Source organism: Pseudomonas atacamensis, from assembly GCF_017167965.1.
In the GTDB taxonomy this organism is placed as follows: Bacteria; Pseudomonadota; Gammaproteobacteria; order Pseudomonadales; family Pseudomonadaceae; genus Aquipseudomonas; species Aquipseudomonas atacamensis.
Window position 1 is genome coordinate 3,999,186 of the sequence record NZ_CP070503.1, and the last position, 26,808, is coordinate 4,025,993.

Sequence of the window (26,808 nt, forward strand, 5' to 3'; positions counted from 1 at the left end):
AACTTCAATAAAAACCTGTCGGCGCCGACAACCATTCAAAGCCTTGCGGATTGAAAAACCATGCGTAACAACCAGCCCATTACACAACGCGAGCGGACCTTTCCAGCTCAGCAACGGTTGATTTCCACCACCGATGCCAAGGGCGTGATCACCTACTGCAACGACGACTTTGTCGAGATCAGCGGGTTTTCGCGGGAGGAACTGATCCGGGCGCCGCACAATCTGGTCCGTCACCCTGACGTGCCGTCGGCGGTGTTCTCGCACATGTGGGGCACACTGAAACAAGGCTTGCCATGGATGGGCATCGTCAAGAATCGCTGCAAATCCGGTGACCACTATTGGGTTAACGCCTATGTAACACCGGTGTTCGAAGGCAATCAGGTGATCGGTTACGAGTCGGTGCGCGTCAAGCCCACCGCCGAACAGGTCCGCCGCGCCGAAGCGCTCTATCAACGCATCAACCAGGGCAAGTCGGCGATTCCTTCGACGGACAAATGGCTGCCGCTACTGCAGGACTGGCTGCCGTTCATTCTGGTCAGCCAGCTGAGCTTCATGATCGGCGCGACGCTGAACTCGCATTGGGGCTTCGCCCTCGCCGCCGGTCTCTCGGTGCCGCTGGGCCTGATGGGCCTGCAATGGCAGCAACGCGGGCTCAAGCGCCTGCTGCGCCTGGCCGAACAGACCACCTCCGACCCGCTGATCGCGCAGATGTACACCGACAGCCGTGGCGCGCAGGCGCGTCTGGAAATGTCGATCCTCAGCCAGGAAGCACGCCTGAAAACCTGCCTGACCCGCTTGCAGGACACCGCCGAGCACCTGACCGATCAGGCCAAGCAGTCCGACGCCCTGGCGCACAACAGCTCGACCGGCCTGGAACGCCAGCGCGTGGAAACCGAACAGGTCGCCACCGCCGTCAACCAGATGGCCGCCACCACCCAGGAAGTCGCCAGCCACGTACAGCGCACCGCTGACGCCACCCAGGAAGCCAACCGCCTGACCGGCCGCGGCCGCGACATCGCCGGCGAAACCCGCGAAGCGATCCAGCGCCTGTCGGTGGTCGTCGGCGAAACCGGCCTGACCGTGACGCAACTGGCCAAGGACAGCGACGAAATCGGCGGCGTGGTCGACGTGATCAAAGGCATCGCCGACCAGACCAACCTGCTCGCCCTCAACGCTGCGATTGAAGCGGCGCGTGCCGGCGAAATGGGCCGTGGTTTTGCGGTCGTGGCTGACGAAGTCCGCCAACTGGCGCAACGCACCAGCGAATCCACCGGGCAGATTCACGCCCTGATCGCCAAGTTGCAACAGACCGCCTCCAGCGCCGTGCAAACCATGGAAGCCGGGCATCGCCAGGCCGAAGAAGGCGTTGCACGGGTCTTGGAAGCGGATCAGGCACTGGTCGGCATCAGCGAAGCAGTGGCCAACATCACCGACATGACCACCCAGATCGCCGCCGCGACCGAAGAGCAAAGTGCCGTGGCTGAAGAGATCAGCCGTAACATCAGCAATATTTCGGAGTTGGCGGATCAGACGTCCGAGCAAGCGCATAACTCGGCGTTGTTGAGTGAAGAGCTGACGAAGACGGCAAACACCCAGTATTCGTTGGTGGCGCGGTTTAACCGCTGATTGCTCTAGCAGGATAAAAAAACCGGACAGCTAAAGCTTCCGGTTTTTTTATTACCTGAAACAAAGAAATAAGCGAAAAGCACATTCTGCGAACTATGTCTAGCTGACAACTCTGACAGTAGACAACATTTTAGAAACTGAATATCTATGAATTACCGTCCGATCAATCGACGGGATCCCCCTACGAGACAGAAGGATTTCATCGTGAACTTCAGAGATTTTTATAACAAAAATAACGTCCTGCAGATAAATAACTTCGAAACAGAGGACAACGAATTTCAGTGGCAGATCGATTCTTTATCAACCGAAGCTCAAAGAACATTATTCTTTAAATCAAGCACGACAACTGATAACTCATGGATATTTTACGGCTCCGTAGGCACCGTTGATTCAGAGGATCTTTTTGGTTTTATGCTCGCAGTGCCGTATATCAACGAGGACATCCTGGAAGGCACTTATACGCTTGCAGCGGGCTTGTACTGTGACCACAGACATTCAATAAAGAAGGGCGAACTTAAAGGCTGGCGAGTTATCGCGGCGGGTGATGCGACACTGAACATTAAGCTGGATCCTGTAAAAGGGACTATTGAAGGCGAATTCGAAGCGACATTTGCAAAAACAAAACCCGACGAAACCCCCGAACAAATAAGACCCAAAGGTACTTTCAATTTAAAAAGAGATGATCTGAAAGCCAAACAATATTTTGAGGCATTGCCGGATATTGTTTGATATACCGCAAAGAAATAGCGGGAAGTTGGCCTGTGATTTTGGTGTCGTCTGGGATGCCGCTTTCGCGAGCAAGCTCGCCCCCCCCCATTTGGACCGGGTGCATCAGTAAGAGGCCGGTTGATCGTCAGGCCAACATCGCGAGCAGGCTCACCCTACATCCGATATGCGGTGACCACAGATATGTGCCAGACGACGATCCCCTGTGGGAGCGAGCCTGCTCGCGAAGAGGCCATAAAAGCCAGCGAACTTATTGAGGCAGCTTCAGTTTGTCCAGTAACCGATTGACCAACAGTTCGTTCAGCATGATCACCTGTTGCAGCGCCAGCAGCGGTTTGCGCTCCGGGCCGCCTATCGAGTTGGCGATGTTACCGGCCATGGCATGGGCGTATGAAAGCGACTCGCAGGCCTCGACCAACAGGGTTTCGTCATCCAGCGTGGGGTCGACAACGTAGATCGGGCGATATTTCGGTGAACTTGGCGGGGCTGCCAGGTCTTCAGGTTTGAGGTAGTAATCGAGGGCGCGGTCGGTGGCTTCCTGGATTTTTTGCGGGTCTAGTGCGCGGTCGTCGGAGGGTGGCGGGTTGGGGGTTACTTTGAACATAGATGAAGCTCCTACTTAGAAAAATAAGGAATCATCACTCTCGCTACCAAACGAGGGTGGCGACCATACGCAGGTTGGTAGACCGGTCTAAGCAGGAAACCCGGCGCTCCAAAGGAGCCCCACGCATGGCCACCATAAATCGAGTCTCTACAGAGACTGCATATGGCGTCATGACGCTTAGAGACGGGCTACCAAACCCGATCACTGCTTTTTTGTCAGTGACCGAGAAACGATATAGCCAACCTCATAGCGCGTAAGCCGGCGGATTCTGGCGTAGGCGTAGGCAATGGCGCAAGGAGTTGTAGCCGGGATGGCGTAACGGGTCGTGTAGTTTCAACGGGGGTATTTGATGATGTTTAAGTGCAGGGATTGCCTCTGACAGTCAGGTGGTTTGAGGTCGTCTGGAAGAGCGCTTTCGCGAGCAGGCTCGCTCCCACATTTGGATCGGGTACATCAGTGGGGGATTGGTCGACTTGGAGGCTGCCATCGCTGGCAAGCCAGCTCCCACAGGGATTGAGTCCGGCCGGTAGATAGTGGTCGGCTGTCAGGCCGCCTTCGCGAGCAAGCTCGCTCCCACAGAAAAGCAAAACAGCGCAGCTGCCCGCGGCAAAGCCGCACCACTCAACAATGAGCGTTAGCTCGAGTGCTCTCCCACAGGGATTGAGTCCGGCCGGTGGATAATGGTCGGCTGTCAGGCCGCCTTCGCGAGCAGGCTCGCTCCCACAAAAAGCAGAAAAGCAAAGCAGCGCAGCTGCCCGCGGCGAAGCCGCCCCACTCAACAATGAGCGCAAGCTCGAGTGCTTTTGATCTTGATCCACCGGCGACGTCGGAAGGCTGAGTGGAGGGATTGATCCGGGGGTGGGAGCGTAGCGACCGTCTGGCGCAGCCAGACACAGCGGAAGGAGGTGCAGCGAAGCAAACCGGAGCCGCTGCGCCCGGATCGATTCCGGAGCGAAGGAACCCGAGCTTGCGAGGGCCGAACGTAGGAGCAAGCCTTTTGGGTTACCTTTTTGCTGGGCCGGCACTCCGGCGTTTGAAAAAGGTGACCCGCCGTAAGGGCGGAACCCTAAGCAGCCGTTACCGCAGCAACGGATATGCCCCCAAGAGCAAGATCAAAAGCTAACCCCCTCACCCCAACCCTCTCCCCCAAGGGGGCGAGGGGGAAAGGGAGCCGGTCTCCATGGAAAACAGAATCTCGGTTAACCCTTGAGAAACTCGGATACTTTCTGCGCGGCGCTGGCCAAATGCTGTTCATGCGTAAACCCAGAAACCTTCAACGGCTTCAAATCATGATCCCCCGCCACCAACCAAAACACCTCAATCCCCGGCGCTAACGAATACCCCTCAACCGCCTCGCGATTCCCCAGAGCATCCCGCTCCCCCTGCACAATCAACGTCCGAGTCTTCAAACCAGCCAAATGCTCAACCCGAGGCTTCTCCGGCTTCCCCACCGCATAAAACGGATACCCCAGACACACCAACGCATCCACCCCCAACTCATCCGCCACCAGACTCGCCATCCGCCCGCCCATCGACTTGCCGCCAACAGCCAAAACCCCAGCGACATGACGCCGCACAACCGCAGACACCTCCCGCCAACATTCCTGCAACTTGCCGGCATGATTCGGCGGCCGCTTCACCCCATCCACCCGCCGCTGCGCCATATACGGAAACTCAAAGCGCAACACGTTGACCCCAAGCCCGGCAAGGCGCCCAGCCATGTCGTTCATCCACTCGCTATCCATCGGCGCACCCGCACCGTGGGCCAGAATCAGCGTTGCCGAAGCCTCTCCAACAGCGGTATCCCAAAGCCACCCATGATCGAGCACACACTGCGCCCATTGATCCCCGTCAATACTGGCCTTGTGCTGTTTGTCCATGCTTGCCTCGCTTTTAGTCTGCCTATAACTCCAGGCGAAGGATTCGCGTCGTTTGCGCGCGCTCACTTCGGCTGAACCGTGGATGGGGAACCATGAACACTTCTATCAGTACCGCCTACAACTACAAGGTGGTCCGCCAATTCGCCATTATGACGGTGGTGTGGGGCATCGTCGGCATGGGCCTCGGGGTTTTTCTCGCGGCGCAATTGGTCTGGCCGGAACTCAACTTCAATTTGCCCTGGACCAGTTTCGGCCGTCTGCGCCCGCTGCACACCAACGCGGTGATCTTCGCCTTCGGTGGCTGCGCGCTGTTCGCCAGCTCTTTCTATTCGGTACAACGCACCTGCCAGACGCAATTGTTCGCGCCGCAAATCGCCGCGTTCTGCTTCTGGGGCTGGCAACTGGTGATCCTGTTGGCGGCGATCAGCCTGCCGTTGGGTTACACCAGTTCCAAGGAATACGCCGAACTGGAATGGCCGATCGACATCCTGATCACCATCGTCTGGGTCGCCTACGCGATCGTGTTCTTCGGCACGATCATGCAGCGCAAAACCAAACATATCTACGTGGGCAACTGGTTTTTCGGCGCGTTCATCATCACCGTGGCGATTCTGCACATCGTCAACAACCTTGAGTTGCCGGTGAGTTTCACCAAGTCCTACTCGGTGTACGCCGGTGCAACCGACGCGATGGTGCAATGGTGGTACGGCCACAACGCTGTAGGCTTTTTCCTCACCGCCGGCTTCCTCGGCATGATGTATTACTTCGTGCCGAAACAGGCCGAGCGTCCGGTGTACTCGTATCGCCTGTCGATCGTGCACTTCTGGGCGTTGATCACCCTGTACATCTGGGCCGGCCCGCACCACCTGCACTACACCGCGCTGCCGGACTGGGCGCAATCGCTGGGCATGGTGATGTCGCTGATCCTGCTGGCACCGAGCTGGGGCGGCATGATCAACGGCATGATGACCCTCTCGGGGGCCTGGCATAAGTTGCGCAGCGACCCGATCCTGCGCTTCCTCGTGGTGTCGCTGGCGTTCTACGGCATGTCGACCTTCGAAGGTCCGATGATGGCCATCAAGACCGTCAACGCCCTCTCCCACTACACCGACTGGACCATCGGCCACGTTCACGCCGGCGCCCTCGGCTGGGTGGCGATGATCTCGATCGGCGCGCTGTACCACATGATCCCGAAAATCTTCGGCAAGGCGCAGATGCACAGCGTCGGCCTGATCAATGCGCACTTCTGGCTGGCGACCATCGGCACCGTGCTCTACATCGCCTCGATGTGGGTCAACGGCATCGCCCAGGGCCTGATGTGGCGCGCAGTGAACGAGGACGGCACGCTGACCTACTCCTTCGTCGAAACCCTGGTGGCCAGCCATCCGGGCTTTGTCGTGCGGCTGATCGGCGGGGCGATTTTCTTAAGCGGCATGTTGCTGATGGCCTATAACACCTGGCGCACCGTGCGGGCCTCACAGCCTGCCGACGTCGTCGCTGCCGCGCAGATGGCCTGAGGAGTCCGCCATGAAACACGAAACGATTGAAAAGAACGTCGGCCTGCTGATGCTGCTGATGGTGTTCGCCGTGAGCATCGGCGGCCTGACCCAGATCGTCCCGCTGTTCTTCCAGGACGTCACCAACAAACCGGTGGAAGGCATGAAGCCCTACACCGCGCTGCAACTGGAAGGCCGCGACATCTACATCCGCGAAGGCTGCGTCGGTTGCCACTCGCAGATGATCCGCCCGTTCCGCGCCGAAACCGAACGCTACGGGCACTACTCGGTGGCGGGCGAAAGCGTTTGGGATCACCCGTTCCTGTGGGGCTCGAAACGTACCGGTCCGGACCTCGCCCGGGTCGGCGCGCGTTACTCGGATGACTGGCACCGCGCGCACTTGTACAACCCGCGCAACGTTGTGCCGGAATCAAAGATGCCGGCCTATCCGTGGCTGGTCACCCAAGCGGTCGACAGCAGCCACACCGAAACCAAGCTGAAAACCATGCGCACCCTCGGCGTGCCGTACACCGACGACGACATCAGCGGCGCGGTCGCCAGCCTCAAGGGCAAGACCGAAATGGACGCCCTCGTTTCCTATCTGCAAGTGCTCGGCACTGCGATCAAGAGCAAGAGGTGAGCCATGGTCATTGAAATGAGTGCAGGCCTGATCCGCGGCCTCGGCACGGTCGTGGTGTTTATCGCCTTCGTCGGTTTGACCTTGTGGGTGTTCAACCGCAAGCGCACCCCGGAATTCGCCGAAGCGCGCCTGCTGCCGTTCGCCGACGAGCCACTATCCGAAACAATTTCAGCCCCTGAAACAAGGAGTACCCGGCCATGACCACCTTCTGGAGTACGTGGATCTGCGTACTGACCATTGGCAGCCTGATCGGCCTGACCTGGCTGCTGATCGGCACCCGTCGGGGCGAGACCAAGGGCAGCGTCGACCAGACCATGGGCCACAGCTTCGACGGCATCGAGGAGTACGATAACCCGCTGCCGCAGTGGTGGTTCATGCTGTTCGCCGGCACGCTGGTGTTCTCGGTGGGCTATCTGGTTCTGTATCCGGGCCTGGGCAACTGGAAAGGTATCCTGCCCGGTTACGAGGATGGCTGGACCGGCGTGCATGAGAGGGAAAAGGAAATGAACAAGGCCGACGCCCGGTTCGGTCCGATCTTCGCCAAATTCGCCGCCATGCCCCTCGAAGAAGTGGCCAAGGATCCGCAGGCGCTGAAAATGGGCGGTCGTCTGTTCGCCTCCAATTGCTCGGTGTGCCACGGCTCGGATGCCAAGGGTGCGTTCGGCTTCCCTAACCTTGCTGACAGCGACTGGCGCTGGGGCGGCGATGCCGAGACGATCAAGACCACCATCATGAGTGGGCGGATGGCGGCGATGCCGGCCTGGGGCGAAGTGCTCGGTGAGGCCGGGGTGAAAAACGTTGCCGCCTACGTGCGCCACGAACTGGCCGGCCTGCCGCTACCCGCCGACAGCAAGGCAGATCTGCAAGCCGGGCAGCAAGCGTTCAGTACCACTTGCGTTGCCTGTCATGGCGCCACCGGCCAGGGCACTGCGGCGATGGGCGCACCCAACCTGACCCATCCGGCCGGCTTCATTTATGGCACCAGCCTGACCCAACTGGAACAGACCATTCGCCATGGTCGTCAGGGGCATATGCCAGCGCAGAACGAATTGCTGGGCAACGATAAAGTGCAATTGCTTGCCGCTTATGTGTACAGCCTTTCGAAAAATGATGAGCAATTGAGCGGCAAGCTTCAAGCTGAAAGCTCCAAGTAAAAGCAACATCTATGTATACAAATCTGTAAGCGACTTGTACCCACTTGTCGCTTGCAGCTTGCAGCTCGTAGCTGCTTCTTTTTGTCGCACCCCTCACGCCCTCTCCTTTCGGAACCCCGGATTCGGGTCTACGCTTCATCGAAGCGGACCAGATGAAGTCGGTTTCCAGATCAATCCCGAACGATGCGCGCCGTGAACCGGCTGATGGATTCGCCGCAAACGCAGGTAGATAACGGCTGTTGCGCCGATTGCCCGCAATTTCCCGATCACGACCTGTGAACGGGCACCGTTGACGGCGATCCGGATTGCGAGCTTTTCACGCGCACTGCGACATTTTGTCAGAGGCCATTTTTGACCCTACGCGGCGCATGGAAAGGCCGCAGAATCAGCGTTGGAAAGCATTGACCCAGGTCATGGCGCGTTGCAATGACCCCCTGCTTTATACATACTTGCGGCCGATTTTATCCCTATAAAAATACCCAAACCGTGGAACCTTAGAATGAGCACAGCAATCAGTCCGACTGCTTATAACTATAAGGTAGTCCGCCAGTTCGCCATCATGACGGTGGTCTGGGGGATCCTTGGCATGGGGCTCGGTGTCTTCATCGCCTCGCAACTGGTCTGGCCGGAACTGAACTTCGGTCTGCCGTGGACGAGCTTTGGACGCTTGCGCCCGTTGCACACAAACCTGGTGATTTTCGCCTTCGGCGGTTGTGCACTGTTTGCCACTTCCTACTATGTCGTGCAGCGAACCTGCCAGACGCGACTGATTTCCGACAGCCTCGCGGCCTTCACCTTCTGGGGCTGGCAAGCGGTCATCGTCGGCGCCATCATTACCTTGCCGCTGGGTTACACCACCACCAAGGAATACGCCGAGCTGGAATGGCCGATCGCGATTCTGCTGGCGATTGTCTGGGTCACTTACGGTCTGGTGTTCTTCGGCACCATCACCAAGCGCAAAACCAAGCACATCTATGTCGGCAACTGGTTCTACGGCGCGTTCATCGTCGTCACTGCGATGCTGCACATCGTCAACCACATGTCGCTGCCGGTCAGCCTGTTCAAGTCGTATTCGGCTTACTCCGGTGCCACTGACGCGATGATCCAGTGGTGGTACGGCCACAACGCGGTGGGTTTCTTCCTGACCACCGGTTTCCTCGGGATGATGTACTACTTCGTGCCGAAACAGGCCGAACGCCCGATCTACTCCTATCGTCTGTCGATCGTTCACTTCTGGGCGCTGATCACCCTGTACATCTGGGCCGGCCCGCACCACCTGCACTACACCGCCCTGCCGGACTGGGCACAATCGCTGGGCATGGCGATGTCGATCATTCTGCTGGCGCCAAGCTGGGGCGGCATGATCAACGGCATGATGACCCTGTCGGGCGCGTGGCATAAGTTGCGCACCGACCCGATCCTGCGCTTCCTCGTGGTGTCGCTGGCGTTCTACGGCATGTCAACCTTCGAAGGGCCGATGATGGCGATCAAGACCGTCAACTCGCTCTCGCACTACACCGACTGGACCATCGGCCACGTACACGCCGGCGCCCTCGGTTGGGTAGCGATGATCTCGATCGGCGCGATCTACCACATGATCCCGAAACTGTTCGGCCGCGCGCAGATGCACAGCACCGGGCTGATCAATGCGCACTTCTGGCTTGCGACCATCGGCACCGTGCTCTACATCGCGTCGATGTGGGTCAACGGCATCACCCAGGGCCTGATGTGGCGTGCAATCAACGATGACGGCACCCTCACCTACTCGTTCGTCGAAGCGCTGCAGGCCAGCCACCCGGGCTTCATCGTCCGCGCGCTGGGCGGTGCTTTCTTTGCCAGCGGCATGCTGCTGATGGCTTACAACGTGTACCGCACCGTTCGTGCGTCGGATCCGGTTGAAGCCGAAGCCGCCGCCAAGATTGCCGTCGTTGGAGCTCACTGATGAAGCATGAAGCTGTCGAGAAGAATATTGGCCTGCTGGCCTTCTTCATGGTCATCGCCGTCAGCGTCGGTGGCCTGACCCAAATCGTTCCGCTGTTCTTCCAGGACGTCACCAACAAGCCGGTCGAGGGCATGAAGCCGCGCTCGGCGCTGGAACTGGAAGGCCGCGACGTGTACATCGCCAACGGTTGTGTCGGCTGCCACTCGCAGATGATCCGTCCGTTCCGCGCTGAAACCGAACGCTACGGCCACTATTCGGTTGCCGGTGAAAGCGTCTGGGACCACCCGTTCCTGTGGGGTTCCAAACGTACCGGTCCGGACCTGGCCCGCGTGGGCGGTCGTTACTCCGATGACTGGCAACGTGCGCACTTGTACAACCCGCGCAACGTGGTCCCCGAGTCGAAAATGCCGGCTTACCCGTTCCTCGTGGAAAACAAGCTCGACGGCAAGGAAACCGCGAAAAAAATGGAAGTCTTGCGCACCCTCGGCGTGCCGTACACCGACGAAGATATCGCCGGTGCACAGGATGCCGTGAAGGGCAAAACCGAAATGGACGCGCTGGTGGCCTATCTGCAAGGCCTGGGCACCATCATCAAAAGCAAACGGTGAATCTGATGGATATCGGGATGATTCGAGGCCTGGGCACCGTGGTCGTGATGGTGGCTTTCATCGGTCTGGCTTTGTGGGTGTTCAGCCCCAAGCGCAAGTCGGAATTTGAAGACGCGACCATGCTGCCTTTCGCCGATGATCCCGAAGCCGTCAAGCACGTCGAGCAAGCTTCTAGGAGTAACAAAGAATGACTACATTCTGGAGTCTGTACGTCACAGTCCTCAGTCTCGGTACGATCTTCGCCCTGACCTGGCTGCTGCTGTCGACCCGCAAGGGCCAGCGCAGCGAACAGACGGACGAGACGGTCGGCCACTCCTTCGACGGGATCGAGGAGTACGACAACCCGCTGCCGAAATGGTGGTTCATGCTGTTCGTCGGCACCATCATTTTTGCCCTGGGTTATCTGGTGCTGTACCCGGGTCTGGGCAACTGGAAAGGTTTGCTGCCGGGCTACAACTATCTGGATACCGAGAAGCAGACCGCGTTCGCCAACGGCCAGACCGGCTGGACCGGCGTCCACGAGTGGGAAAAGGAAATGGCCCGTTCGGACGCGCGCTTCGGTCCGATTTTCGCCAAGTTCGCGGCGATGCCGATCGAAGAAGTTGCCAAGGATCCGCAAGCACTGAAAATGGGCGGCCGTCTGTTCGCCTCCAACTGCTCGGTGTGCCACGGTTCCGACGCCAAGGGCGCCTACGGCTTTCCCAACCTGACCGACGCCGACTGGCGCTGGGGCGGTGAGCCGGAAACTATCAAGACCACCATCATGGGCGGCCGCCACGCGGTGATGCCGGCATGGGCGGAAGTGATCGGCGAGCAAGGCGTGGCTGACGTAGCGGCCTTCGTGGTGACCAACCTCGACGGGCGCAAACTGCCGGAAGGCACCAAGGCCGACCCGGCCAACGGCCAGAAACTCTTCGCCGCCAACTGCGTGGCTTGCCACGGCCCTGCCGGTAAAGGCACCCCGGCCATGGGTGCGCCTGACCTGACCCATCCGGGCGCATTCATCTACGGCTCGAGCTTCGCGCAACTGCAGCAGACCATCCGCTACGGCCGTCAGGGCCAGATGCCGGCGCAGGAACAACTGCAGGGCAATGACAAGGTGCACCTGCTGGCGGCGTATGTTTACAGCCTGTCTCACGGTGAAAAAGCACCGGAGGCAAAGGCTGAGTAAAGCCAACGCTTGAAGCAAAAAAGGCCCCGCCAATGGGAATTGGCGGGGCCTTTTTTCATGCTGGCATTCACGATTCGAAACGCTTGCTCGATGGACCTGAGCTGAGATGCACGGTAGGTTTTTTTTCGCCCCGATAAGCCATATCGGCTCCACTTCAAGGATGAAGCCCCAATGTCGAAAGATCACCAAAGCACACTGCAAAATCAGCCTCAACCCGGCTCTACCCATAGGGTAGGGTTCGAACGAACATCTGTGAAACCGTTACTTGAGGTATCGCAGCAAACCATGAACAGCCCCGGTAACGGTGGCGGACTCGACGGCCTCGGCGGCGGTAGATTGCTCTGACAAGGGCAGCTAAAACACCGAATTTACCCCCCTATATCCAGCGCCTCGCGTCTTGGCGGGAGGCATTTTCGCCGGTGCCCTTATGAAAGTGACAAACCGATCGTCCTCTACCCGCCTTTCCGATTGCAGGGGAAATCTCAAGGTAGTAACGTTCCTACATCAGAATTTCTGGAGGCCAAACATGATGGCCATCACCACTATTTCCAGCCGCGAGTTCAACCAGGACACCAGTGCAGCCAAAAAAGCCACGCATCAAGGTCCAGTGATCATTACTGACCGAGGCAGGCCTGCCCACGTGTTGCTCAGCATCGAGGAGTACCAGAAACTGACGGGGTGCCAGACCAGCATCGTTGAGCTACTGGCGATGCCGGATGCGCTTGAAATCGAATTCGAACCCGAGCGCGCCGTCATCACTCCTCGCAGCGTGGACCTTTCCTGATGTTTCTGCTGGATACCAATGTAGTTTCCGAGTTGCGCAAAAACCAAGCCGACAGGCATGTGGTGAAATGGGCAAACAGCATTTCCCCAGCCAGCCTGTATCTATCCGCAATCACTGTGCTGGAACTGGAAACGGGCGTCCTGCGTATCGAACGTCGTGACCCTTCACAAGGCCAACTGCTGCGCAACTGGCTGGAACATCACGTCAAACCGGCGTTCTCTGGCAGAATCCTGCCGGTCGATAGCAGCGTCGCCATCCGGTGCGCACGATTGCATGTTCCCGACCGCAGCAATGAATGCGACGCCTTGATCGCCGCCACCGCGCTTGTACACGGGCTTACGCTGGTAACTCGCAACATTGCGGACTTCCAACACAGCGGCGTCAATCTGATCAACCCATGGATCGCTGCCAACACCTGATTGATGAATACCCCGCCCTATCAGCGGCGGGGCTTTTGTCAGGGGCGTTGGGCGAAGATTGAATGCACCACAGTGGTGTCGATCAACGTTCGATTGCGCCATTGGTTGTTCTTCACCAGGTACACCTGGAGTTGCTTGCGATCCTCAGTGAAACTGGCAATCAGATAGGTTTGCTGAGAGGTACTGCCACTCAGGTACATGGGCACGTTACCTTCCTGGTAGGCATCACCTCCGTCCTCGTGCAAATGGCCGGCAAAAATCGCCGTCACTCGATATTTGTTAACCATGTCGTAGAAGCGTTTCTGTTGCGCCTGGGTTCCCATGTGGTTCAACGGTTTATGCATGTTGATGATGATGGCGTAGCCCGACGCTCGCGCCAGCCTGAGATCCGTCTCGAGCCAGTCCAGTGCATCGTTGATTTCGAACGTCGTCGGGTTCAATGGATGAGCAATCCGGGCGGTATAGGTCGGTTCGTTGTTGAGCTGAACCATATGCACTTCGCCAATATTTTTCGAATAGGCGAGACTGCCCGAATAGGTCTTGCTCAGAAAGCCACTGGTAATCTTCAGATCAAAGTTATCGACCTTACCTTCATGATGCTCTTTGAACTCGACGATACTTCCTGCCGCACAGCTATTGCTAAAGCAATCATCGACATTGTTTTCATAGTCGTGATTACCAAGGCCGTAGAGATATTCGCCCTTGAAATGTTTATCCAGCAGTTCCTTCATGAACGAGCGCTGCCAGCCATGCCCGAATGCGGTTATATCACCATTGATCATCAGGGGAACCTGCGCTTGAGGGCCGTGCAGATTTCTGAATTCGGCAATGCTCGCAAGTTGGGTTTCCACCAGCCATTTCGAGCGCTCCTTGAATTCGGAATCGGATTCGGGGATGCGGCGATCGGTCTTGTCCGTCCACGGATATTGAGTATCCGAAGCAAACACCATGTGTTTCGGCATGTCAGTAGTGGCCTGAGCGGTAATAGCCGAAGCTAACATCCAGGCACCCACAAAGATGCTCTTGAGATTATTTAAATTCATGCTTTTAAATTCCATTTAAGTTAACTATCAATACGCAAAAGAATTTCGCGAGAGCAAAACTTATGCGAACACAGCTAAAACTTCAAAGCATTCATAAACAACAATCAAGTTTATATATTTCAGACCCAACACTTGTAACAGGCAGCCAATTCAATCTGTAGCTCTTGTAGCCGAAGTGGCAACGACGGACGGTTTGTCGTTCAACTTGCGACATCGACGGTTGTTGCTTGAACAAGCGATTGAAAAGATGAACTAGCCGCTTCGGCAAAACCGTCCATACTCAACAAGTCAATTGATCTGCGTCAGGCTTTTGCGCAATCGCTACACCATCCGCATTTTTTACCCAACGCGACCAAAGGTCGCACCCTTGAGCCAGAGCGGCAGGCGTATCATCACGCTACTGCAACAGCCCTTTTTGACTTCGGTTGGCACGTATCGACCGAGGCATTTTTCCACTGCCGTGGGATGCAATGATGAGCAATCAGATTCCGGTACACGACGTCACGCCGCCGAGCAAGAACGCGAACAACAGCGTCGACCTTTATGCCTCACGAGAAAAAATCTACACCCGTGCCTTCACCGGCCTGTTCCGCAATCTGCGGATGCTCGGCGGTGCGGCGTTGTTTCTGCTGTATTTCGGCACGGTGTGGCTGAACTGGGGCGGTCACCAGGCAGTGTGGTGGAACCTGCCGGAGCGCAAATTCTTCATCTTCGGCGCGACTTTCTGGCCACAGGATTTCATCCTGCTCTCGGGCCTGTTGATCATTGCCGCGTTCGGCCTGTTCTTCATCACCGTGTACGCCGGGCGCGTCTGGTGCGGTTATACCTGCCCGCAGAGCGTGTGGACGTGGATTTTCATGTGGTGCGAAAAGGTCACCGAAGGCGACCGCAATCAGCGCATCAAGCTCGACAAGGCGCCGATGAGCGCAAACAAATTCCTGCGCAAACTGGCCAAGCACTCGCTGTGGCTGCTGATCGGTTTTGTCACCGGCATGACCTTTGTCGGCTACTTCTCGCCGATCCGCGAACTGGTCATCGAATTTTTCACCGGTCAGGCCGATGGCTGGTCGTATTTCTGGGTCGGTTTTTTCACCCTCGCCACGTACGGCAATGCCGGCTGGTTGCGTGAGCAGGTGTGCATCTACATGTGCCCGTATGCGCGCTTCCAGAGCGTGATGTTCGACAAGGACACGCTGATCGTTTCCTACGACCCGCGCCGTGGCGAAAGCCGTGGGCCGCGCAAGAAAGGCGTCGACTACAAGGCCCTCGGCCTCGGCGATTGCATCGACTGCACGATGTGCGTGCAGGTCTGCCCGACCGGCATCGACATCCGCGATGGCCTGCAGATCGAGTGCATCGGCTGCGCTGCGTGCATCGACGCTTGCGACAGCATCATGGACAAGATGGATTACCCACGCGGGCTGATCAGCTACACCACCGAACACAACCTCTCCGGGCAGAAAACCCATAAACTGCGACCGCGCCTGATCGGCTATGCCGTGGTGCTGCTGGCGATGATCAGCCTGTTGGTCGCTGCGTTCTTCATGCGTTCGCTGGTCGGCTTCGACGTCAGCAAGGACCGCGTGCTGTACCGTGAAAACGCTGAAGGCCGGATCGAAAACGTCTACAGCCTGAAGATCATGAACAAGGATCAGCGCGACCACACTTACCTGCTGCAAGCCGAAGGCCTGCCGGACCTGCGCCTGCAAGGCAAGCGCGAGATCAAGGTGGCCGCCGGCGATATCGTCAGCATGCCGGTCGAGTTGTCCAGCGCACCGGAACAACTGCCATCGAGCACCAACGAGGTGAAATTCATCCTCAAGGACGCCGATGACAACAGCGTCCACGTTGAAGCCAAGAGCCGATTCATCGGCCCACAAATCCGTTGAGAGAATTTTGAACATGCCCGCTGCAAACGCCGCAAGTCCCTGGTACAAGCACCTCTGGCCGTGGATCATCATCGCGATTCTGGCCTGCTCGGTGGCCTTGACCCTGTCGATGGTGACCATCGCGGTGAACAACCCGGACAATCTGGTCAACGACAACTATTACGAAGCGGGCAAAGGCATCAACCGTTCACTGGATCGCGAGCTGCTGGCGCAAACCCTGAAGCTGCGTGCAGCGGTGCATCTGGATGATGTGACCGGTGAAGTCGATCTGCGCTTGAACGGTGACAGCCAGCCGCAAACCCTGGAACTGAACCTGATCTCGCCGACCCAGCCGGAGAAGGATCGCAAGATTGTTTTGACCCGCAGTGGCAGCGAGAGCGGGCGCTACATCGGCCAGTTGAGCGACAAGGTTGAAGGGCGACGGTTTGTCGAGTTGCTTGGCAGCCAGGATGAGCACGTGTGGCGCATGTTTGAAGAAGAACTGGTCAGCCATGACAAGGAGCTGCTGCTGGGTGATGAGCCATTGCAGGGTGCCGAAGACCTAAAAAAATAAGCCTTTTACTCTGATCGTTCCCACGCCCTGCGTGGGAACGCAGCCAGGGACGCTCCGCGTCCCAGCCGAAGCGGACGCGCAGCGTCCGGGGAGGCATTCCCACGCGGAGCGTGGGAACGATCATCGGAACGCGCACCATGACCAGCCCAACCCCCTGCTACCACTGCGCCCTGCCCGTCCCGTCCGGCAGCCGCTTCACCGCCGTCGTCCTCGGGCAGGCCAGGGAGTTCTGCTGCCCGGGCTGTCAGGCGGTGGCCGAAGCCATTGTCGCCGGGGGGCTGGAAAGTTATTACCAGCATCGCAGCGAAGCGTCGGCCAATCCCGAAGCGCTGCCGGTGCAACTGAGCGATGAACTGGCGCTGTACGACCGCGCCGACGTGCAGCAACCCTTCGTCCGCCATGAAGGCGATCTGGCCGAAACCACCTTGTTGATGGAAGGCATCAGTTGCGCCGCCTGCGGCTGGCTGATCGAGAAACACCTGCGCACCCTGCCCGCCGTCGCCGAAGCGCGGTTGAACCTGTCCAACCATCGCCTGCACGTACGCTGGGCCGACGCACAATTGCCGCTGAGCCAGATCCTCGCCGAACTGCGCCACATTGGTTACGCTGCTCACCCCTATCAGGCCGACCGCGCCAGCGAACAACTGGCCAGCGAGAATCGCCTGGCCCTGCGCCAACTCGGCGTCGCCGGTTTGCTGTGGTTTCAGGCGATGATGGCGACCATGGCCACCTGGCCGGAATTCAACATCGACCTCAGTCCCGAGCTGCACACGATTCTGCGCTGGGTCGCGCTGTTTCTGACCACACCCATCGTGTTCTACAGCTGCGCGCCGTTCTTCAAAGGCGCGATGCGCGATCTGCGCACCCGCCACCTGACCATGGACGTCTCGGTGTCGCTGGCGATCGGCAGTGCTTACATCGCCGGAATCTGGACGTCGATCACCGGGGTCGGCGAGCTGTACTTCGATGCGGTCGGCATGTTCGCCCTGTTTCTTTTGGCCGGGCGCTATCTGGAACGCCGCGCCCGCGAACGCACCGCTGCCGCCACTGCGCAACTGGTCAACCTGTTGCCCGCCTCGTGCCTGCGCCTGGATGCGAATGGCCAGAGCGAGCGCATCCTGCTCAGCGAATTGCAGGTCGGCGAGCGGATTCTGGTGCAGCCGGGCTCGATTCTGCCGGCTGACGGCAAGATCATCGACGGTCAGTCGAGCATCGACGAATCGCTGCTGACTGGCGAATACCTGCCACAGCCACGCACGCTCGGCGATGCAGTAACTGCGGGCACGCTCAATGTCGAAGGCGCATTGACCGTCGAAGTGCAGGCGCTGGGACAGGACACGCGCCTCTCCGCGATCGTGCGCCTGCTCGATCGCGCTCAGGCGGAGAAGCCGCGCCTGGCAGAAATCGCCGACCGCGCCGCGCAATGGTTCCTGCTGCTTTCGCTGATTGCGGCGGCAGTGATCGGCGTGCTGTGGTGGCAGCTGGACTCAGCGCGGGCGTTCTGGATCGTCCTCGCCATGCTGGTGGCGACCTGCCCGTGCGCGCTATCGCTGGCGACGCCGACCGCCCTCACCGCCGCCACCGGCACCCTGCACAAACTCGGCCTGCTGCTGACCCGCGGCCATGTGCTGGAAGGCTTGAACCAGATCGACACGGTGATTTTCGACAAGACCGGTACGCTCACCGAAGGCCGCTTGGTGCTGCGCTCGATCCGCCCGCTCGGCGCGCTCGACAGCGAGCAATGCCTGAGCCTTGCCGCTGCGCTGGAAAACCGTTCGGAACACCCGATTGCCCGCGCTTTCGGGCGTGCGCCGCTGGCCGCTGAGGACGTGCACAGCACACCGGGGCTGGGCCTGGAAGGCGTGGTCGGTGAGCAACGCTTGCGCATCGGTCAGGCCGAATTTGCCTGCGCCCTGAGCGGCGCGGCACTGCCGTCAATGCCTGATGAAGCCGGACAATGGTTGCTGCTCGCTGACACCCACGGGCCGCTGGCGTGGCTGGTGCTCGATGATCGCCTGCGTGACGACGCTCCCGCCCTGCTCGCGGCTTGCAAAACGCGGGGCTGGCGCACCTTGCTGTTGTCCGGCGACAGCTCGCCGATGGTCGCCAGTGTCGCCGCCGAACTGGGCATCGACGAGGCCCGAGGCGGCTTGCGCCCCGATGACAAACTGCAAGTGCTGCAACAACTGCACAAGGAAGGGCGCAAGGTGTTGATGCTCGGCGACGGCGTCAACGACGTGCCGGTGCTGGCTGCGGCCGATATCAGCGTGGCGATGGGCTCGGCCACCGATCTGGCGAAAACCAGCGCCGATGCAGTGTTGCTGTCCAACCGCCTCGACGCCCTGGTGCAAGCCTTCACACTGGCGCGGCGCACGCGCCGGGTAATCATCGAAAACCTGCTGTGGGCGGCGCTGTACAATGGCCTCATGTTGCCGTTCGCGGCCCTCGGCTGGATCACTCCGGTGTGGGCGGCGGTCGGTATGTCGATCAGTTCGCTGACCGTGGTGCTCAACGCCCTGCGCCTGACTCGTCTGCCGAGCGCGCCGGCCGCCAGCAGCCCGACCCAAACCCGCCCGCTGCCGGCCTGAGCCGCGCGGGCCTGGAGTTACCGATGCCAGCTCTCTATGTGATGATTCCCGCTGCCTTGCTCATCGTCGCCATCGCCGTGTACATCTTCTTCTGGGCGGTGGACAGCGGTCAGTACGACGACCTCGACGGCCCGGCGCACAGCATCCTGTTTGACGATCAGGACCCTAATCACACCGCTGCCGTGGACGAAGCCAACGCCGGCAAACCGGACGACAAGGCGCCACCCCATGCTTGAACTGGCGCCCCTGCTGGTCTCGGCGCTGATTCTCGGCCTGCTCGGAGGCGGCCACTGTCTGGGTATGTGCGGCGGCCTGATGGGCGCGCTGACCCTGGCGATTCCCAAGGAGCAGCGCAGCCGGCGCTTTCGTCTGTTGCTGGCGTATAACCTCGGGCGGATTCTCAGTTATGCCACGGCGGGACTACTCATCGGCCTGGCCGGCTGGGCAGTCGCCAACAGCCCGGCGGCGCTGTTCATGCGCGTACTGGCCGGGTTGCTGCTGATCGCCATGGGTTTGTACCTCGCCGGCTGGTGGAGCGGGTTGACGCGTATCGAAGCGCTCGGGCGTGGTTTGTGGCGCTTTATTCAACCGGTGGCGAATCGCTTGCTGCCGGTTTCCAGCCTGCCGCGTGCCTTGCTGCTCGGTGCGCTGTGGGGCTGGCTGCCGTGCGGGCTGGTTTACAGCACCTTGCTGTGGAGCGCGAGTCAGGGCAATGCGCTGGACAGTGCATTGCTGATGCTCGCTTTCGGCCTCGGCACCTGGCCGGTACTGCTCGCCACCGGGCTGGCGGCTGAACGGGTCACCGCGATCCTGCGCAAACGCAGCGTGCGCATGGCGGGTGGCTTGCTGGTGATCCTGTTTGGCCTGTGGACCCTTCCCGGCCCGCATCAGCATTGGCTTATGGGTCACTAAAAGCAAAAGATCGCAGCCTTCGGCAGCTCCGACAGGAGGTCGCATTCCAAGGTAGGAGCAGCCGAAGGCTGCGATCTTTTGACCTTGTGCTGTTGATGCAAATCAACAGCCCCATCGCCGCCCCCCGATAGACTCGCCACACTGCCAGCCTATCCGGGGGAATGCCCGCATGCTCGACGCCATTCGTTGGGACTCTGATCTGATCCGCCGCTACGATCTGGCGGGGCCACGCTACACCTCGTACCCGACCGCCGTGCAATTTCACGGTCAGGTCGGCACTTTCGACCTGTTCCATGCCCTGCGCGACAGCCGCAAGGCGCAGCGGCCGTTGTCGCTGTACGTGCATGTGCCGTTCTGCGCGAACATTTGTTACTACTGCGCTTGCAACAAGGTCATCACCAAGGATCGCGGCCGTGCGCAGCCGTATCTGCAACGTCTCGAGCAGGAAATCCAGTTGATCGCCTGCCACCTCGACCCGGCGCAAACCGTTGAGCAACTGCATTTCGGTGGCGGCACACCGACCTTTCTCAGCCACGACGAGTTGCGTCAGTTGATGGCGCACCTGCGCAAGCATTTCAATCTGCTCAACGATGACTCGGGCGATTACGGCATCGAAATCGACCCGCGCGAAGCCGACTGGTCGACCATGGGCCTGCTGCGCGAACTGGGTTTCAACCGGGTCAGCATTGGCCTGCAAGACCTTGACCCGGCGGTGCAGCGCGCAGTCAATCGCCTGCAAAGCCTGGAAGAAACCCGCGCAGTGATCGATGCGGCGCGCACTTTGCAGTTTCGCTCGATCAACATCGATCTGATTTATGGCCTGCCGAAGCAGACACCGGACAATTTCGCCCGCACCGTCGAGGAAGTGATCAGTCTGCAACCGGATCGCCTCTCGGTATTCAACTACGCGCACCTGCCGGAACGCTTCATGCCGCAACGGCGGATCAACAGCAGCGACTTGCCGAGCCCGGCGCACAAGCTGGAAATGCTCCAGCGCACCATCGAGCAACTGACCGCTGCCGGCTACCGTTACATCGGCATGGACCACTTCGCCCTGCCTGATGACGAACTGGCCATCGCTCAGGAAGAGCAGACCCTGCAACGCAATTTCCAGGGTTACACCACCCACGGCCATTGCGACCTGATTGGCCTGGGCGTGTCGGCGATCAGCCAGATCGGCGATCTGTACTGCCAGAACAGCAGCGACCTCAACGCGTATCAGAACAGCCTCGCCAGCGCGCAGCTGGCGACCAGTCGCGGCCTGGTGTGCAACGCCGACGACCGCTTGCGCCGCGCAGTGATTCAGCAACTGATCTGCAATTTCAAACTTGAGTTCGCCGAGATCGAGCAGCAGTTCAACATCGATTTTCAAGGCTACTTCGGCGCGCTGTGGCCGCAGTTGCAAGGTATGGCCGAGGATGGCCTGATCAGGTTCGAGCGCGAGCGCATCGAGGTGTTGCCGGCGGGTCGATTGCTGGTTCGCTCGGTGTGCATGGTTTTCGATGCGTACCTGGAGCAGCAGAACCGCCAGCGTTTCTCGCGAGTGATTTAAGGCTTGGTCAGCAACGAGCCGACCTTGAGGTTCTGATCAGGGTTGAGCGCCGACTGGTTCATGACTTTCGACAAGGAAAGGTTGGCGGTGATCAGGCCGCTGTTGAGGGCGGCGATGGCGCCACGTAATGCGGCGAGCTTGTTGATCTTTTCCTCGTTGGAGAGGGTTCTGTCTGACATGACCGCCGCCATGCGCGCTTTTTTCTCGATGATTTCTTTTTGGATCTTGCGAATCATCTTCAGCAACTGTTGGATGTTCTCCGGTAAGCCACTGTTGTCGATGTCACTGTTTTCGCCGCCGACAGCGGCGGATTTGGCGATGGCCGCGCCGGACAGCGACACTTTGACGCCCTCGACCAAGGTCGGGGTTGCCGCATTCGACAAGGCGTCGTCGCGGTCGATTGCAGCGTCGGGACCGGTTACCTCCGGCGAAGCAGCAATGCCGCTGCTACCGGGGCTTAGCGTGCCAATGGCGGTCATCGGGGCCTTCCTTGGATGAGTACTGATAGTGGGTTATCGGCCGCCGGTGCTGCGGCTTTATGTCTGTAGGACAACGCCGCCGCGTGCTGGCCTGAATGTCCTTCCGTGGGTTACCCTTACGGCTTATGTGTGTTTTCCCACAAGGATTGAAGAAATGTCCGAGCCAGTCAAACTGCGCGCTCACAACCAGGCCCACTGCAAGGATTGCAGCCTGGCCCCGCTCTGCCTGCCACTTTCTCTGAATCTGGAAGACATGGATGCGCTCGACGAAATCGTTAAACGCGGCCGCCCGCTGAAGAAGGGCGAGTTCCTGTTCCGCCAGGGCGACACCTTCGATTCCGTTTATGCAGTCCGCTCCGGCGCGCTGAAAACCTTCAGCCTGAGCGATGGCGGCGAAGAACAACTGACCGGCTTCCACCTGCCGAGCGAACTGGTCGGACTGTCGGGCATGGACACCGAAAAACACCCGGTCTCGGCCCAAGCGCTGGAAACCACTTCGGTCTGCGAAATCCCCTTCGAGCGCCTCGACGAACTCGCACTGCAATTACCACAACTGCGCCGCCAGTTGATGCGGGTGATGAGCCGCGAGATTCGCGACGATCAGCAAATGATGCTGCTGCTGTCGAAGAAGACCGCCGACGAGCGCATCGCCACTTTCCTGGTCAACCTGTCGGCCCGCTTCCGCGCTCGCGGCTTCTCGGCCAACCAGTTCCGCCTGAGCATGTCGCGCAATGAAATCGGCAATTACCTGGGCCTGGCGGTGGAAACCGTGTCGCGGGTGTTCACCCGTTTTCAGCAGAACGAATTGATCGCCGCCGAGGGCAAGGAGATTCACATTCTCGACCCGATCCAGTTGTGCGCGCTGGCGGGTGGCTCGATCGAAGGCTGATCACGACCCGCGGTTGAGCGAATCGTTTCAGCCGCGGGTATACTGCGCCGTTTGCAGCCCTGCCAGGACACCCCGATGGTCTTCGACTCCTTCGACATCAAATCCCTGATCCGCCCCGTGATCGACTTCCCGAAACCGGGCGTGATCTTTCGCGACATCACCCCGCTGTTCCAGTCGCCGACGGCCCTGCGCCTGGTGATGGACAGCTTCGCCCACCGCTATGTCGAAGCCGACTTCACCCACATCGGCGCCATGGATGCCCGTGGTTTCCTGATCGGTTCGGTACTGGCCTACCAGTTGAACAAGCCGCTGGTGCTGTTCCGCAAGCAAGGCAAACTGCCAGCGGACGTGCTGGCCGAAGGTTATGCGACCGAGTACGGCGAAGCGTTTCTGGAAGTGCACGCCGACAGCCTGTGTGAAGGCGATTCGGTAGTGATGTTCGATGACCTGATCGCTACTGGCGGCACGCTGATCGCAGCGGCCAACCTGATTCGCCGCATGGGCGCGCGGGTGCATGAAGCGGCGGCGATCATTGATCTGCCAGAGCTGCAAGGCTCGCAGCGCTTGCAGGATATGGGTATCCCGACGTTCTGCCTGACGCAGTTTGCTTTGACCGATAAATAATCAAGATCTAAAGATTGATCGTTCCCACGCTCCGCGTGGGAATGCCTCAAGGGACGCTCTGCGTTCCAGCTTGCGATAGTGACGCGGAGCGTCCCGGGCTGCATTCCCACGCAGAGCGTGGGAACGATCATGCATCGGACGATCTTTTGCTTTTAGAGCCCCATCTGCTTGCTGATGATTTCATTCATCACTTCCCGCGTCCCGCCGCCAATCGACAGAATGCGGTTATCCCGATACAGCCGCTCCACCAGGCTTTCACGCATGTAACCGAGCCCGCCAAGAATCTGCACCGCTTCGGTGGTGATCCGGTCCGAGGTGTCGGTGGCGAAGTTCTTCGCCATGGAAATTTCCTTGATTACGCTGTGCCCCGCCGCCATTTTTGCCGCTTGCCGGTAAGTGAACTCGCGCGACACTTCCAGCGCCGTGGCCATTTCGGCGAGGCGATGTTTGATCACTTGAAATTTGCCGATGGGTTTGCCGAACGCCTCACGCTCGCGCGCCCACTTCAGGCTCTCCTCCAGCGCCAATTGCGCAGTCATGTTGGCCATCAGCGCCAGCGCCAGCCGTTCGCTCTGGAAATTGCCCATGATGCAGGCGAAGCCCATATTCTCTCCGCCAATGAGTTTTCCTACAGGCACGCGGCAATCGTCGAAGAACAATTCAGCGGTGTCCGACGCCCACCAGCCCATTTTCTTCAATTGCCGACCGACACTGAACCCCGGCGTGCCCTTCTCGATCAGCAACAAACTGATGCCGCCAAACCCCGGCGCACCGGTGCGCACCGCGACGGTGTAGAAATCCGCGCGAACGCCGCTGGTGATAAAGGTCTTTCTGCCGCTGACCCGGTAGAAGTCGCCGTCACGCACGGCGCGGGTTTGCAGGTTGGCGACGTCGGAACCGCCGCCGGGCTCGGTCACCGCCAGGGCGCTGATTTTCTCGCCGCTGAGCACTTGGGGGACGACCCGCTCTCGCACTTCAGGCCGCGCCCATTTGACGATCGGCGGCAAACCGATATCCAGCGACCCCAGCCCCGCCACCAGCCCGCCTGAGCCACAGCGCATCAGCTCCTCACTGGCAGCGACCTTGGCGAACAGATCGCCTTCATGGCTGCCGCCGAGCGCCTCGGGATAGCCGATACCGAGAATGCCCGCCGCACCGGCCTTGAGGTACAGCTCACGGGGAAAGCTTTCGGCTTCTTCCCACTGATTAATGTCCGGCAGGATCTCGCGTTCGACGAAACGTCTGACGCTGTCGCGGACCAATTGATGGCTGGGGTCGAAGTATTCCTGAAAGGCAGGCATGGGCGAGCTCCACGGAAGGGTTCGCCGACGTTAACCGAGCGCTTGCTTGGTTATCAATGAAATTGTGTGAATCAGATGGACCGCGGCGCGCCATTCGCGAGCAGGCTCGCTCCCACAGGGGATTTGTGAACGACACACAACCAATGTGGGAGCGAGCTTGCTCGCGAAGGCGTCAGTTCAGACGCCGCAAATTCAGAGGGAAATCGGTTTACGCCCGGCAAACGAATGCGCCAGCGTGCCGCCGTCGACCAGCTCCAGCTCACCGCCCAGCGGCACGCCGTGGGCAATCCGCGAGGCGACCAGGCCTTTGTTGTTGAGCAACTGCGCGATGTAGTGCGCCGTCGCCTCGCCTTCCACTGTCGGGTTGGTGGCGAGGATGACTTCGGTAAAGGTCCCCGCCTCTTCTATCCGCGCCATCAGTTGCGGAATCCCGATCGCTTCCGGCCCCAGGCCATCCAGCGGCGACAGGTGCCCCTTGAGCACGAAATAGCGGCCACGGAAGCCGGTCTGCTCCACCGCATAAACGTCCATCGGCCCTTCGACTACGCAAAGCAGCGTGTCATCGCGGCGCGGGTCGGCGCATTGCGGGCACAGATCGTCTTCGGTCAGCGTACGGCATTGGCGGCAATGGCCGACGCCTTCCATGGCCTGGCTCAAGGCCTGGGCCAGACGGGTGCCACCGCTGCGATCACGTTCGAGCAACTGCAACGCCATGCGCTGAGCGGTTTTCTGACCCACGCCTGGCAAGGTGCGCAGAGCGTCGATCAGTTGGCGAATCAAGGGGCTGAAGCTCATGGGTAAACAGTCCGACTAAACAACGAGACGCGGTTTATACCCGCGCCTCTGGCCAGCGTCAAATCCTCAGTCCTGGGCGACCCGGACCACCAGTTTGCCGAAGTTGCGCCCTTCCAGCAGACCGATGAACGCCTCGGGCGCCTGCTCCAGGCCTTCGACCACGTCCTCGCGGAATTTCACCTTGCCGTCGCGTACCCACGGCACCATGTGGCTGATGAATTCCGGCTGACGATCACCATAGTCATCGAAGACGATGAAGCCCTGAATACGCACGCGCTTGGTCAATAGCGTGCGTTGCAGCATTGGCAGACGATCCGGGCCGGTTGGCGCTTCGGCGGCGTTGTAGCCGGCGATCAGGCCGCACAACGGGATGCGCGCCTTGGGGTTGAGCAACGGCAAGACTGCGTCGAAGACATGGCCGCCGACGTTCTCGTAATAGATGTCGATGCCGTTGGGGCAAGCCTTGGCCAGTTGCTCGGCGAAGTCATCGGCCTTGTGGTCGATGCAGGCATCAAAACCCAGCTCCTCGACCACGTATTTGCACTTCTCGGCACCACCGGCCACGCCGACCGCGCGCAGACCTTTGATCTTCGCCACTTGCCCGACCACCGAGCCGACGGCGCCGGACGCCGCAGCCACCACCAGGGTTTCGCCTTCTTTCGGCTGACCGATGTCCATCAGGCCCATGTACGCGGTCATGCCCGGCATGCCCAGGACGCCGAGGGCCATCGACGGGCTCGGCAGGCCAGCCGGGATCGGCATGATGTTGCGACCGTCGCTGATGCTGTGGCTTTGCCAACCGGTGGCGCCAACCACCAGATCACCGGTGTGGAATTTCGGATGATTGGACTGCTCGACCCGGCTGACCGCGCCGCCAGTCATGACTTCGCCGATTTGCACTGGCGCAGCGTAGGACGGTGCGTCGCTCATACGTCCGCGCATGTACGGGTCGAGCGACAGGTACAGGGTTTTCAACAGCACCTGACCGTCCTGCAGATCCGGCAGCGCCTCGCGCTCGAGACGAAAGTTCTCCGGGGTCGGCGCGCCGGTCGGGCGCGAGGCGAGGACGAAGCGTTGATTGAGGGTGAGAGGGTCGGACATGTCAGCGTCTCCTGTGAATGGGAATTCGGTGT

General features: G+C 59.7%; 27 protein-coding genes. 20 read left to right on the top strand and 7 right to left on the bottom strand.

What is annotated here, in order from left to right; genetic code table 11:
* Positions 1-60: 60 nt before the first annotated feature.
* Together JWU58_RS18165 and JWU58_RS18170 are read left to right on the top strand one after the other, a co-directional pair.
* Positions 61-1,626, top strand: coding sequence for a methyl-accepting chemotaxis protein (locus tag JWU58_RS18165; protein WP_206420721.1), 1,566 nt, complete (start codon positions 61-63; stop codon positions 1,624-1,626).
* Positions 1,627-1,830: 204 nt separating this feature from the next.
* Positions 1,831-2,355, top strand: a complete 525-nt coding sequence (locus JWU58_RS18170; protein ID WP_123443146.1) for a hypothetical protein — start codon at positions 1,831-1,833, stop codon at positions 2,353-2,355.
* A gap of 247 nt (positions 2,356-2,602) precedes the next feature.
* Here the strand turns inward: JWU58_RS18170 and JWU58_RS18175 are convergent, their stop codons facing one another.
* Entirely contained in the window at positions 2,603-2,956 is a 354-nt protein-coding gene (locus JWU58_RS18175; RefSeq protein ID WP_123443145.1) for a DUF6124 family protein, read from the bottom strand.
* 1,199 nt (positions 2,957-4,155) lie between these two features.
* Positions 4,156-4,836, bottom strand: coding sequence for an alpha/beta family hydrolase (locus JWU58_RS18180; protein ID WP_206420722.1), 681 nt, complete (start codon positions 4,834-4,836; stop codon positions 4,156-4,158).
* A 92-nt stretch (positions 4,837-4,928) separates the two neighbouring features.
* Between JWU58_RS18180 and ccoN (JWU58_RS18185) the strand changes: the two genes are divergently transcribed.
* From ccoN (JWU58_RS18185) to JWU58_RS18230, 10 genes are all read left to right on the top strand, one after another.
* Positions 4,929-6,353 carry a cytochrome-c oxidase, cbb3-type subunit I gene (gene ccoN / locus JWU58_RS18185; RefSeq protein WP_024012337.1) on the top strand — a complete coding sequence of 475 codons (1,425 nt, stop codon included), beginning with the start codon at positions 4,929-4,931 and terminating at the stop codon, positions 6,351-6,353.
* Positions 6,354-6,363: 10 nt separating this feature from the next.
* Complete coding sequence (gene ccoO, locus JWU58_RS18190) at positions 6,364-6,972, top strand: cytochrome-c oxidase, cbb3-type subunit II (protein WP_003223389.1); 609 nt, start codon at positions 6,364-6,366, stop codon at positions 6,970-6,972.
* Positions 6,973-6,975: 3 nt separating this feature from the next.
* Entirely contained in the window at positions 6,976-7,173 is a 198-nt protein-coding gene (locus tag JWU58_RS18195) for a cbb3-type cytochrome oxidase subunit 3 (RefSeq protein WP_130900767.1), read from the top strand.
* Positions 7,170-8,126, top strand: coding sequence for a cytochrome-c oxidase, cbb3-type subunit III (gene ccoP / locus JWU58_RS18200; protein WP_206420723.1), 957 nt, complete (start codon positions 7,170-7,172; stop codon positions 8,124-8,126). The genes JWU58_RS18195 and ccoP (JWU58_RS18200) overlap by 4 nt, the downstream gene beginning before the upstream one ends.
* 499 nt (positions 8,127-8,625) lie before the next feature.
* A complete protein-coding gene (ccoN, locus tag JWU58_RS18205) occupies positions 8,626-10,068 on the top strand; it encodes a cytochrome-c oxidase, cbb3-type subunit I (protein ID WP_024012334.1) in 1,443 nt (480 codons plus the stop codon).
* Positions 10,068-10,676 (top strand): cytochrome-c oxidase, cbb3-type subunit II, encoded by a 609-nt coding sequence (gene ccoO / locus JWU58_RS18210; protein ID WP_007917161.1) that lies wholly within the window; start codon positions 10,068-10,070, stop codon positions 10,674-10,676. The genes ccoN (JWU58_RS18205) and ccoO (JWU58_RS18210) overlap by 1 nt, the downstream gene beginning before the upstream one ends.
* A 5-nt stretch (positions 10,677-10,681) precedes the next feature.
* Positions 10,682-10,867 carry a cbb3-type cytochrome oxidase subunit 3 gene (locus JWU58_RS18215; protein ID WP_122700475.1) on the top strand — a complete coding sequence of 62 codons (186 nt, stop codon included), beginning with the start codon at positions 10,682-10,684 and terminating at the stop codon, positions 10,865-10,867.
* Entirely contained in the window at positions 10,864-11,847 is a 984-nt protein-coding gene (gene ccoP / locus JWU58_RS18220) for a cytochrome-c oxidase, cbb3-type subunit III (RefSeq protein WP_024012333.1), read from the top strand. The genes JWU58_RS18215 and ccoP (JWU58_RS18220) overlap by 4 nt, the downstream gene beginning before the upstream one ends.
* A 529-nt stretch (positions 11,848-12,376) precedes the next feature.
* Positions 12,377-12,631, top strand: coding sequence for a type II toxin-antitoxin system Phd/YefM family antitoxin (locus JWU58_RS18225; RefSeq protein ID WP_038861980.1), 255 nt, complete (start codon positions 12,377-12,379; stop codon positions 12,629-12,631).
* Positions 12,631-13,050 (top strand): type II toxin-antitoxin system VapC family toxin, encoded by a 420-nt coding sequence (locus tag JWU58_RS18230; RefSeq protein WP_110601377.1) that lies wholly within the window; start codon positions 12,631-12,633, stop codon positions 13,048-13,050. The genes JWU58_RS18225 and JWU58_RS18230 overlap by 1 nt, the downstream gene beginning before the upstream one ends.
* Positions 13,051-13,088: 38 nt before the next feature.
* On the opposite strand, the gene JWU58_RS18235 is transcribed toward JWU58_RS18230, so the two are convergent.
* Positions 13,089-14,093 carry a metallophosphoesterase family protein gene (locus tag JWU58_RS18235; protein WP_160769572.1) on the bottom strand — a complete coding sequence of 335 codons (1,005 nt, stop codon included), beginning with the start codon at positions 14,091-14,093 and terminating at the stop codon, positions 13,089-13,091.
* A gap of 473 nt (positions 14,094-14,566) precedes the next feature.
* Between JWU58_RS18235 and ccoG the strand changes: the two genes are divergently transcribed.
* The 6 genes from ccoG (at position 14,567) to hemN (ending at position 21,587) form a co-directional block, all read left to right on the top strand.
* Positions 14,567-15,982: a cytochrome c oxidase accessory protein CcoG gene (gene ccoG, locus JWU58_RS18240; protein ID WP_206420724.1), complete on the top strand. Its 1,416-nt coding sequence runs from the start codon at positions 14,567-14,569 to the stop codon at positions 15,980-15,982.
* Between the two features lie 13 nt (positions 15,983-15,995).
* Complete coding sequence (locus JWU58_RS18245) at positions 15,996-16,535, top strand: FixH family protein (protein WP_056784237.1); 540 nt, start codon at positions 15,996-15,998, stop codon at positions 16,533-16,535.
* A 137-nt stretch (positions 16,536-16,672) separates the two neighbouring features.
* Positions 16,673-19,123 carry a heavy metal translocating P-type ATPase gene (locus JWU58_RS18250; RefSeq protein ID WP_206420725.1) on the top strand — a complete coding sequence of 817 codons (2,451 nt, stop codon included), beginning with the start codon at positions 16,673-16,675 and terminating at the stop codon, positions 19,121-19,123.
* A gap of 23 nt (positions 19,124-19,146) precedes the next feature.
* Entirely contained in the window at positions 19,147-19,359 is a 213-nt protein-coding gene (ccoS, locus tag JWU58_RS18255; RefSeq protein WP_039763029.1) for a cbb3-type cytochrome oxidase assembly protein CcoS, read from the top strand.
* On the top strand, positions 19,352-20,035 hold the full coding sequence (locus JWU58_RS18260) for a sulfite exporter TauE/SafE family protein (RefSeq protein WP_041479091.1): 684 nt from the start codon (positions 19,352-19,354) through the stop codon (positions 20,033-20,035). The genes ccoS and JWU58_RS18260 overlap by 8 nt, the downstream gene beginning before the upstream one ends.
* 169 nt (positions 20,036-20,204) lie before the next feature.
* Positions 20,205-21,587 (top strand): oxygen-independent coproporphyrinogen III oxidase, encoded by a 1,383-nt coding sequence (hemN, locus tag JWU58_RS18265; RefSeq protein WP_110646923.1) that lies wholly within the window; start codon positions 20,205-20,207, stop codon positions 21,585-21,587.
* Here the strand turns inward: hemN and JWU58_RS18270 are convergent.
* The gene (locus JWU58_RS18270; RefSeq protein WP_110646922.1) at positions 21,584-22,066 is read right to left on the bottom strand and encodes a hypothetical protein; all 483 of its coding nucleotides are present in this window, start codon (positions 22,064-22,066) and stop codon (positions 21,584-21,586) included. The two genes, hemN and JWU58_RS18270, sit on opposite strands and share 4 nt — an antisense overlap.
* 154 nt (positions 22,067-22,220) lie before the next feature.
* On the opposite strand from JWU58_RS18270, the gene fnr reads away from it, so the two are divergent.
* Entirely contained in the window at positions 22,221-22,955 is a 735-nt protein-coding gene (fnr, locus tag JWU58_RS18275) for a fumarate/nitrate reduction transcriptional regulator Fnr (RefSeq protein WP_123448571.1), read from the top strand.
* A gap of 75 nt (positions 22,956-23,030) precedes the next feature.
* Entirely contained in the window at positions 23,031-23,579 is a 549-nt protein-coding gene (locus JWU58_RS18280) for an adenine phosphoribosyltransferase (RefSeq protein WP_024012326.1), read from the top strand.
* Positions 23,580-23,731: 152 nt separating this feature from the next.
* Here JWU58_RS18280 and JWU58_RS18285 read toward each other — a convergent pair whose 3' ends face one another.
* The 3 genes from JWU58_RS18285 to JWU58_RS18295 all read right to left on the bottom strand — a co-directional run bounded on the left by JWU58_RS18285 (position 23,732) and on the right by JWU58_RS18295 (position 26,776).
* Positions 23,732-24,880 (bottom strand): acyl-CoA dehydrogenase family protein, encoded by a 1,149-nt coding sequence (locus tag JWU58_RS18285; protein ID WP_206420726.1) that lies wholly within the window; start codon positions 24,878-24,880, stop codon positions 23,732-23,734.
* A gap of 192 nt (positions 24,881-25,072) precedes the next feature.
* Positions 25,073-25,675 carry a recombination mediator RecR gene (gene recR, locus JWU58_RS18290; RefSeq protein WP_016773861.1) on the bottom strand — a complete coding sequence of 201 codons (603 nt, stop codon included), beginning with the start codon at positions 25,673-25,675 and terminating at the stop codon, positions 25,073-25,075.
* Between the two features lie 66 nt (positions 25,676-25,741).
* Positions 25,742-26,776, bottom strand: coding sequence for an NADP-dependent oxidoreductase (locus JWU58_RS18295; RefSeq protein WP_024012324.1), 1,035 nt, complete (start codon positions 26,774-26,776; stop codon positions 25,742-25,744).
* Between the last annotated feature and the right edge of the window lie 32 nt (positions 26,777-26,808).